Here is an 8,509-nt window from a genome sequence, read left to right on the forward strand (position 1 = left end):
TCCAGATCCTCGGTACGCGTGGCGCACCCCTGCAGAACATCCGGGTCAAGGGGGGCAGCGTATCGCCCGCCTGGCGGCCCGACAGCCAGCCCGGTGACGTCCTGGAACCGTCCCCGTACGCACCGCCGTGGACCAACACGGCCAACTACCCGATCAAGATCATGGACAACGCCGTGGCCGCGCACGACGAGCAGGTGTACTCCGTTGGCGGAACCAGCACCGACACCGTCAATAAACTCACCAACAGCTACGTCTACGACCCGGCCACGAACGTGTGGACCCGGATCGCCGACCTTCCGGCGGGCCTGGCGAAGCCGGCGGCGGCGTTCGTCAACGGCAAGCTCTACGTCTTCGGTGGGTGGGACCTGGCGGGCAACCCGTCGGCCAAGGTCTTTGTCTACGATCCGGATACCAACGCGTGGGAGACCCGGGCCAGCACCAACCCGGCACCGACTGCCGCACCCGGCATCGGGGTGGTCGACGGCCAGATCTACCTGGTCGGCGGCTGCGTGGACAACCACTGCATCCAGTCCAATGTGACCGTCCGGTACAACCCGGGGACCGACACGTTCACCACCGTCGCCGCGTACCCGAGCAGGGTGGCGTGGCAGGGCTGCGGCGGGATCGACGGCACGCTCTACTGCGCCGGCGGCCTCGGGCCGACGACGCTGAAGAGCACGTACGCCTACAACCCGGGCTCCAACGCCTGGACCCAGAAGGCCGACCTGCCGATCGACTTCTGGGGCATGGCCGCGGACACCGCCAACGGGATGCTGCTGCTGTCTACCGGTGTCATCAACAACTCCACCACGGTCACCAACCAGGGCTGGGCGTACGACCCGGCGGCCGACTCCTGGTCGGCGCTGCCCAACGCCAACCACGCCCGCTACCGGGCCGGGGCAGCGTGCGGGTTCGTCAAGGTCGGTGGCGCGAGCGGCGGCGCCAACATGACGGCGGACAGCGAAATGCTGCCCGGCTTCGACCAGTGCGACACAAGCACCGTAACGTGGCTGTCCGCGTCGCCGACCTCGGCGACGCTGCAGCCCGGGCAGAGCATCACGGTGAACGTGACGCTCGACGCCACCTCGGCGGGCGTGCAGCAGCCCGGCGACTACACCGCCCAGCTCGCCGTCAAGTCGGACACCCCGTACGCCGTAGCACCGATCAACGTGACGATGACCGTGCAGCCGCCCAAGGACTGGGGCAAGGCGACGGGTGTCGTCACCGGCGTTGACTGCAAGGGCAACAGCACCGCGCTGCGCGGGGCGACTGTCCGGATCAATGGTAAGAGGGGCTGGACCTACACCCTGAAGACCGATGCGGATGGCCGGTACGCCATCTGGGCTCCGAAGGACAACCCGGCCGCGATCAACGCGGCTCGAGACGGCTGGGAGCCGCAGCTCAGGCTGGTGAACCTCAAGGCGGGCGAGACGATAACCACCGACTTCGCCCTCCGCCCCGATACCGCTTGCTGAGCGGAGTCTGACCCACCGGGCCCGCGCCGATCGACCGGCGCGGGCCCGGCCCCGACCTGCGGACCCAAGAGGAACAGGTCGAATGCTTCCGCATCGCGAACACGTTCGTCACTCGCGGTACGCCAGTCACAGCAGCACGACCAACAAACCTCCCGCAGTTGTCGCCGGCTATCCCGCCGTGCCACCACGCAGAGCGCACCGGACCAAGAGCTACGAAGCTCTCTGCAAGAAGACCGCCGCCAGGCCAGACGAAATTCTCGGCAAGCGCAGGACCACAGCCGAGCAGCACTTCATGCAGTCGATGCCACACGCCGGCGGGCACCGTTGCATTGAGCGTTGGCAAGATCGAGGCAGACTTGAGCAGTGAAGTCATCGACCCGGCCTGACCCATGGCAGCCTCCGAAGTCGGCGTTCGCCGGGTTCCGGTTCCCGCCGGAGGTCATCGTCGTCGCGACGCGCTGGTATCTGCGCTTCAACCTGTCCTATCGGGACGTGGAGGAGTTGCTGGCCGAACGTGGTGCGGAGGTCGATCACGTCACCGTCTACCGCTGGGTGCAGCGGTTCACGCCGCTGCTGGCTGACGCCGCCCGCTTCAGCCGGCACTCACCAGGCGACAGGTGGCACGTGGACGAGACATACGTCAAGGTCAACGGAGCCTGGCGATACGTGTACCGTGCCGTCGATCAGGACGGGCAGGTCGTCGACGTGCTGGTCTCGGCCCGCCGCGACGCCGACGCGGCCCGGCGGTTCTTCCGACGAGCGTTATCGGCGTTGAAGGTGACACCCGCAGAGGTGGTCACCGACGCCGCCGCCGTCTACCCGCGCGTGCTCGACGAGCTGATCCCGTTCGCGTGGCACCACGTCGAGCAGTACGCCAACAATCCGATCGAGGCTGATCACAGCCAGCTCAAACACCGGTTGAGACCGATGCGAGGGCTGCGAACGGACAAGACAGCACAGGTCATCATCGCCGGCCACGCCTTCATGCAGAACCTCCGACGCGGACACTACGAACTCGCCGTCGACGCCCCGCCCGCTCTGCGGGTCGCTGCCGCGTTCACCGAACTCGCCCAGGCGATCTGACCGCGGACCCCACACACCGGGGTTCAACACGTCCGCCGATCCCCAATGCAACGGTGCCACCCCGGCCGCCGTTGTTCGTGCTGGTCCCGACCGTCGCGCTCGGTCTGGCCGCCCTTGCGCTGCCCACCCATCCCAGCTGGGTCGGACGTAGTCTGCCGCCGCTCGCAGCTGGCTTCGGAACAGCGGTATCCGTGTCGTTCGCCGTTGCGGAGAACGGTGGGGACTGGTTCACCTCGTACCGCTCCACGCCGGAGATCCTGGCGATGGCCGGTGGGCTGATGTTCGTGCTGGTCCTGGTCGTCGGGCTCGGCCGCGCCCTGCGGGCCGACGACACCGGCCTCTGGGCCACCCTGCTACTCGCCACCCCCGCCGGCCTGTTCGGAACCAACCAACTCAGCCAGGCCATCACGGGCAGCCACGGCGGCGCACCCACCCCGACGGCCTTCATCGCGACGGCCGGGGCGATCCTCCTCACCGGATCGGCGCTCCTGGCAGCAGCGCTCGCCGGCCAAGCCGCACGACACCGCACCGTACGCCAACAAGCGCTCCGTACCTCCTGCCCAACCTGCGGACACCGACCGGACACCACAGCACGGACATGACCCCGGAGCCCCAGATGCCTCCGGCACCCGCAGCCGAGGCCCGCTACGTCTCCGGGACGGCAAACGGCGTCCCGAGGGCCGGCGCCCAGGTACGAAGAATGGCAATGGTGTGCGTCCGGCTGGCGTGATCGATAGGCCTCAACCCTCGGATTTGCTGGATAATGCCACTGGTGGGGACGGTCAACAATGGCCACTGCTGGCTCTCGTTCGACGGCCTGTGAACGGCATGATCTTGAACCACGCCGCGCGGCCAGCAGCATCGTTGCCCGACAGGGTTAGAGGCTGGGCGGAGGTACCTCCGCCCAGGAGAGGACAACGCTCCGGTGGTCGCGCCCACGGCAAAGGCAGGGGTGCGGTCACCCCAGGTCTGGCCCCGTGACGCAGTGACCTAGAAGAGCCGATAGATCACCAGAGGTGGGCGTGCATCCGAACATCGAAAGGTTGGTCAACGACATCATTACGAGGATCGATCGAAACGAGTTCTCGCCTGGATCGCGGCTACCCGGCCGTCGCGAATTGGCTGAGCACTACGCAGTGGCCCAGTCGACGGTCAACCAAGCCGTACGCGAGTTGGTCGAGCGGCGGGTCCTGGTCGGCCGACCCGGAGTCGGCGTCTTCGTGGCCGAGGTGGAGGGGAAGTAGTAGCCGAGCCTCCGACCACCTGGGCCGCGGCCCTGAATCATCCGATGCTCAGAGGGTGGCGCTCACGCCTTGACTGAGCCGTGGCGATCCTGGCGGTGATTGGCCCACTGGTCACGCGAGTCCGGGCACGTCTGGTGCGGATTCATTGTCAGCGGCCGCAGGTTGGACACGTTCCACGTATGGGCACTGTGCTGCTGGCTGGCGCGTTGGGATGTGGACGGCGGCGGGTGGCCACCGCTGTAACCAGGGTTGCGCTGGTGAGGGTGAGGATGGTGGCGGCGGTGCTGGCGATGACGCGGAAGTTGGCGTAGTCGGCGTTGATGAGTTCGGTGGTGATTTCGGTCAGCGGGTACAGGCCGAGTAGCCCGGTTGGGGTGAGCAACACCAGGAGGGCCCAGAGGCCGCGGGTGTCGCGGTGTAGGGCGAGCGCGGCTGCGGTAACCATGGCGGTCAGCAGCAGGGCCACGCCGGCTTCGGGGAGGTAAATGCCCCAGTTGCCCCACCGGTATGGCTGTCCTCGTTGCGCCACCAGTTGAGCGGTGGTGACGCCCGCCGCGAGCGCGACGGCTAGTGGAGCGAGTCGTTGCCAGCGCGCCGAGGAGGCCGGGATGGCCAGTGCCAGCAGACCCAGCGTCGCCTGGGGTAGCAGGACGAACAGGGGCGGGCGCGGCAGTCGGGCCAGGTCGGCGACCGGGACTACAGCGGTGGTCAGCAGCAGGGCGACACCGACGGCCGCAGCCGTCCACGGGGCTGGGGCGAGGGCGTGAATGACGGCGGTCAGCAGCCAGGCGGTCCAGACGATGATGCCGGTGGTGGCGAACGGCCCGAAGGTCGCCACACCCCACCTCGACTGCTCGGTGACCTGTTCCGCGACGGTCCAGATGCCGGCGAGCGCGGTCGCGGTGGTGAAGGCGAGGATGGCGGCGAGGCGTACTCCGGGGATGAGGTCAGCGGCGCCGGCGGCTCGCAACCGCTCGCGGACGCCGCCGGCGAGCAGGTCCGCGACGTCGGCAGGTGACGGCCAGTGGCGGTCCGGTTCTGCCAGGTCGAGGTACGTTCCGATGATCTCGGCTCCGCGTGCCTGACGGTAGGCCGCCGGGTAGGCGTGCAGCAGCCACCGGTAGCGGCGTTCGAGGTCGTTCATGCCAGCCCTCCCGCCGTTCGCGGCACCGCCCGACGGTCGGGAGATCGTTGGAATACTTTGGCCGGGCAATCTGGGTGCCGGTGTGCGGCACGGCTTTTATCGTCTACTTTTGGCCGTCGCTGACCTGGTGGGGCGTCACGGTCAGTACCGTCGGCGGCTTCATCGCCTGGGGGATAGCCGGTCTTGGATCCGCTGGTGCCTTCGCACCCCAGCCGTCCGGCACCGGTAACCGGCAGGCATCAGTCGGTGAGCAGATGGAGCGGCCTGGCCAGTAGGTCGAACGGGAGCCTCGGCAAGTGGGCACGGTTTGAGCACCCTGCAGTCGTTCCACCGGTAGAGCAGTGCCAGACCGTCCGGACGCTTTCGGGTAGGACAATCGCGGTCGCGGCACAAGGGGTCACTACGCTTCGAGGAGCATCTCGACGGCATCGGCAACCGAGTCGACTGCGGCGTCTGGCACTGGCCCGACGAAAGACCACGAGTCGGGTCGGCGTTTCGGCTGCAGCCAGATTGTGCGTAGCCCAGCGGCGTGGCCACCGGCGACATCGAGGACGAGGCTGTCGCCGACCATCCATCCACCGCTGCCGCAGTTGGTGCCGCAGCGATCAGCGGCGAGGCGGAAGATTTCGGGGTCGGGCTTGCGGATGCCGACCTCGTCGGAGATACACCACGCGTCGACGAGCTTGTCCAACCCAGTCTTGCGGATCTTCCCGAGCTGGTTGTCGGTCATTCCGTTGGTGACGATGCCGATCCGCCATCCGGCCCGTCGTAGCCGCCTCAACGCATCCTGATCCTCGGGGCGGCATGACGCCAGCTCAGGCATCCGGCGGCGGTACTGCTCCCACAGTTGCTCCGGCGGCCTGGCCAGGTCGAACGTCTGGCAGACGGTGGTGAAGAAGCTGTCCATTGGCCCGGAGTGGTGCGCGTCGGCCATGAGCAGAAAGGTCAGCGCCGCCTCGCCGAGCCCGTGGGTGACGACGAACTCCTCGGCCCACGCCTGGAACGCCGCGCTGCGATCCACGAGCGTGTCGTCGAGGTCGAACAACGCCAGCGACTGCATGCCCGGCACCATAGCCAACCGGAGGCCGTTGCACGGGCGCAGGCAATTGCGCCGCCGCGACATCACGGCTCCACCTACGGTGCGCATGGCTGATCCTACGTTCGTGGAACGGGGGCTGCGGATCCACGACCCCGCTGATCCCGATCGCAGTGACCGGCAGCGCCGGAGCGCCGAGGCCCCAACGCGGCCCGTCCGTGCCCTACTTTCGCCGGACTGCGTACCGGTCCACATGTGGGCGAGTCGGCCGGCATCGGACAACGCGGCGAGAAATCCGTGTGGTGAGGTTGCCGAGCCCGGAAGAATCAGGGCACTACCCGGCCTGGCTCGGCCGGTGCGGCGCCTGTAGGACGGCAGGAACCGGTCAGGCCTGTGACGAGCAGCAGGTACGCGGTCAGCTCCATCAGGGCGGTGAGTGCCGGGACGGGTTGCGGCATTGACAGTGTGGGTGTGATGGCGAACAAGGCGGTGCGGTCGCCCGCGTACAGGGGCAGTGGCACCGCGCCGATGCTCGCGTCGAGGTGCGGCAGCGCGGCCACGGCGAGCAACGCCGCGCCCGCCGAGCCGAGCCGCCGGTGGTGTCCGGCGAGTGCCGTGGCGAGCGCCAGCGCGGTCAACCCGAGCGCGAGAGACGGCAGCACAGCCAGGCTCACGGCGGTCACCGCGTCGGCCGAGTCTGTCCTGGTCGGGTACTGCCGCTGGTCGGTCCCGATGGTGAGCCAGATGTCGACAATCCGGACGACCGCGTATCCGGTGACGAGCACGGCTGCCACGGCCGCAGCGGCCGCCGTCCGCCGGCGCCAGGCACTGCGGTGCCATACCACGAGCAGCACCGCCGCCGCGGTCAGCGGCGCCCAGCAGGCGGTGAGCCCCGACTCGAAGCCGGACAGCGCGTTGATGTCGCCACCCGGCTTGAGCACCTGCCAGCCGTAGCGTTCGTTCGGGTCGGCTGGCATCGTTCGGACGGCGTCCAGGAGCAGCACCGCGAGGGCTGCCGGCACCGCCCACCGAAGGGCCGGCAGTCCGCTGACCACGGCGTACGCAAGGAGCAGACCGATGGCCACCACCTCGGCGTAGCGCCAGACCGGATCCGCCACCAGGATGCCCGTGACATGCAGTGCCGCGCACGCCCCCGCAGCAGTCAGGAGAACTGGCCCACGACGCACAGGCCGAATCCTCCCACGCCTCGCCGTTCGCGGTACGCCGTGCAGCCGTCGGCGGATGTGCGGATGCGAGGACCGTACGCTTCCGCTGTGCCGAGCCGCTTCCTTCGACGTCGCTGGGATGAGTCACGAGGCGACGAATTCGACGGCTGGGGGCCCTCCGTCTGGTACGTCGAGGTCGGTGAAGATGGCTGGCCCGTTCGGCAGATTGAGGCGTACGACAACGGCCCGGTCCTCCGTTACGGGCCCGGACATGAGGAAGACCGGTACGGAGGCTTGGGGCAGGTCAGCCTCGATGAGGTGGACGAGGACTGGAGCCGCTACCTGATCGCGCGAGACGCGTTCGAGCGTGTCTGGGACTCGGCCGGCGAGTAGGAGGCGGTCTATCGGCACCACCGCCAGCGACAGGGCAGCCCCTGCCCGGCTATGAGAGTTTCCCCGGGATGCTTGCCCCTCTGGGCGTCGGGGCCAGGGCACGATGACTGGATGGCAAGTTCGGGGATCGTTCGGGCCTATACCACGGACGAGGGTTGGGGGATCATCGACGGGCCGGATGTGCCTGGCGGGTGCTGGGTGCACTTTTCGGTGATCGCGATGGACGGGTATCGGTATCTCGTTGCAGGGCAGAGTGTTTCGTTCCGGGCCGAGTCGGGAGCCCAGGACGGGTTCGCGTACCGGGCGGTGAAGGTGTGGACGGGCGACACCGAACCAGGCGACCAACGGCGAGAAGACGCCGAGTCCACGGCCTACGACAGCACACTCGCTCTTACCTTCGACGAGGAGGCGCCGGGGACCGACCGGCGCTGACAACTGGACTCCTCGTCGGCGCCGCCCTGGGCCGCCGGACACGTCGCGACCTGTCACCTGCCGTCCTCGTGCTTGTCGCAGCGGCTGAGGGCTGGCCTCGGTGTCGCGCAGCTTCATACGGCTCAGAAGCCGCGAAAGACGCCATCCGCATCGGCTGATCTCGCGAATTCGAGGTAGTCCATGTTCGCGAGTGACAGGTTGTTTTGGATCGACTGCACCTGCCGGGGCAGAGCCCTGAACGGCCCGACGTCGACCCCCGCGTTGAGGTTGACAACCAGGACGGGCTGTTCGGGCACAGCCACGGCGACAGTGTCGACCACGAACAGGACCGGGTGCCTGTAGTCGTGCGGGTAGGCACGCCGGTAGCCACTGGCGATCCCCGCCTCGTCAAGGCCGGTAAGCGCCCGGTCCTCAACGAACTCCACGTCAGCGCCGAAGCCCTCCTCCGTCGGCTCGATGATCTTCTCCTTGACGCGTTCCCAGACGGCATCGTCGCTGAAGTCCGCGCGCACGACCGGGACACTCCGCGTCTCCGG

General features: G+C 68.2%; 10 protein-coding genes. 6 read left to right on the top strand and 4 right to left on the bottom strand.

What is annotated here, in order from left to right; genetic code table 11:
• The 4 genes from FXF52_RS39455 to FXF52_RS39470 all read left to right on the top strand — a co-directional run.
• Positions 1-1,475: kelch repeat-containing protein (locus FXF52_RS39455; RefSeq protein WP_305069376.1), on the top strand; the 1,475-nt coding region annotated here is incomplete at its 5' end.
• Between the two features lie 363 nt (positions 1,476-1,838).
• Positions 1,839-2,558: an IS6 family transposase gene (locus tag FXF52_RS39460; protein WP_148804756.1), complete on the top strand. Its 720-nt coding sequence runs from the start codon at positions 1,839-1,841 to the stop codon at positions 2,556-2,558.
• 191 nt (positions 2,559-2,749) lie between these two features.
• Complete coding sequence (locus FXF52_RS39465; RefSeq protein WP_187413999.1) at positions 2,750-3,160, top strand: hypothetical protein; 411 nt, start codon at positions 2,750-2,752, stop codon at positions 3,158-3,160.
• 420 nt (positions 3,161-3,580) lie between these two features.
• The gene (locus tag FXF52_RS39470) at positions 3,581-3,802 is read left to right on the top strand and encodes a winged helix-turn-helix domain-containing protein (RefSeq protein ID WP_255472862.1); all 222 of its coding nucleotides are present in this window, start codon (positions 3,581-3,583) and stop codon (positions 3,800-3,802) included.
• 148 nt (positions 3,803-3,950) lie between these two features.
• Here the strand turns inward: FXF52_RS39470 and FXF52_RS39475 are convergent, their stop codons facing one another.
• The 3 genes from FXF52_RS39475 to FXF52_RS42260 all read right to left on the bottom strand — a co-directional run bounded on the left by FXF52_RS39475 (position 3,951) and on the right by FXF52_RS42260 (position 7,100).
• Positions 3,951-4,946 (bottom strand): hypothetical protein, encoded by a 996-nt coding sequence (locus FXF52_RS39475; RefSeq protein ID WP_148804757.1) that lies wholly within the window; start codon positions 4,944-4,946, stop codon positions 3,951-3,953.
• A gap of 400 nt (positions 4,947-5,346) precedes the next feature.
• The gene (locus tag FXF52_RS39480; protein WP_148804758.1) at positions 5,347-6,006 is read right to left on the bottom strand and encodes an HAD family hydrolase; all 660 of its coding nucleotides are present in this window, start codon (positions 6,004-6,006) and stop codon (positions 5,347-5,349) included.
• 302 nt (positions 6,007-6,308) lie between these two features.
• Entirely contained in the window at positions 6,309-7,100 is a 792-nt protein-coding gene (locus tag FXF52_RS42260; protein ID WP_187414000.1) for a hypothetical protein, read from the bottom strand.
• 156 nt (positions 7,101-7,256) lie between these two features.
• On the opposite strand from FXF52_RS42260, the gene FXF52_RS39490 reads away from it, so the two are divergent.
• Positions 7,257-7,541 (top strand): hypothetical protein, encoded by a 285-nt coding sequence (locus FXF52_RS39490; RefSeq protein WP_148804760.1) that lies wholly within the window; start codon positions 7,257-7,259, stop codon positions 7,539-7,541.
• A 111-nt stretch (positions 7,542-7,652) separates the two neighbouring features.
• Positions 7,653-7,973, top strand: coding sequence for a cold shock domain-containing protein (locus FXF52_RS39495; RefSeq protein WP_148804761.1), 321 nt, complete (start codon positions 7,653-7,655; stop codon positions 7,971-7,973).
• Between the two features lie 122 nt (positions 7,974-8,095).
• On the opposite strand, the gene FXF52_RS39500 is transcribed toward FXF52_RS39495, so the two are convergent.
• Positions 8,096-8,509: hypothetical protein (locus FXF52_RS39500; protein WP_222870928.1), on the bottom strand; the 414-nt coding region annotated here is incomplete at its 5' end.

This window comes from Micromonospora sp. MP36 (genome assembly GCF_008119785.1).
In the GTDB taxonomy this organism is placed as follows: Bacteria; Actinomycetota; Actinomycetes; order Mycobacteriales; family Micromonosporaceae; genus Micromonospora.

Coding starts and splice junctions, on each gene's coding strand:
- FXF52_RS39475 (WP_148804757.1), bottom strand. CDS start 4,946: ATGAACGACCTCGAACGCCGCTACCGGTGGCTGCTGCACGCCTACCCG.
- FXF52_RS39495 (WP_148804761.1), top strand. CDS start 7,653: ATGGCAAGTTCGGGGATCGTTCGGGCCTATACCACGGACGAGGGTTGG.
- FXF52_RS39480 (WP_148804758.1), bottom strand. CDS start 6,006: ATGCAGTCGCTGGCGTTGTTCGACCTCGACGACACGCTCGTGGATCGC.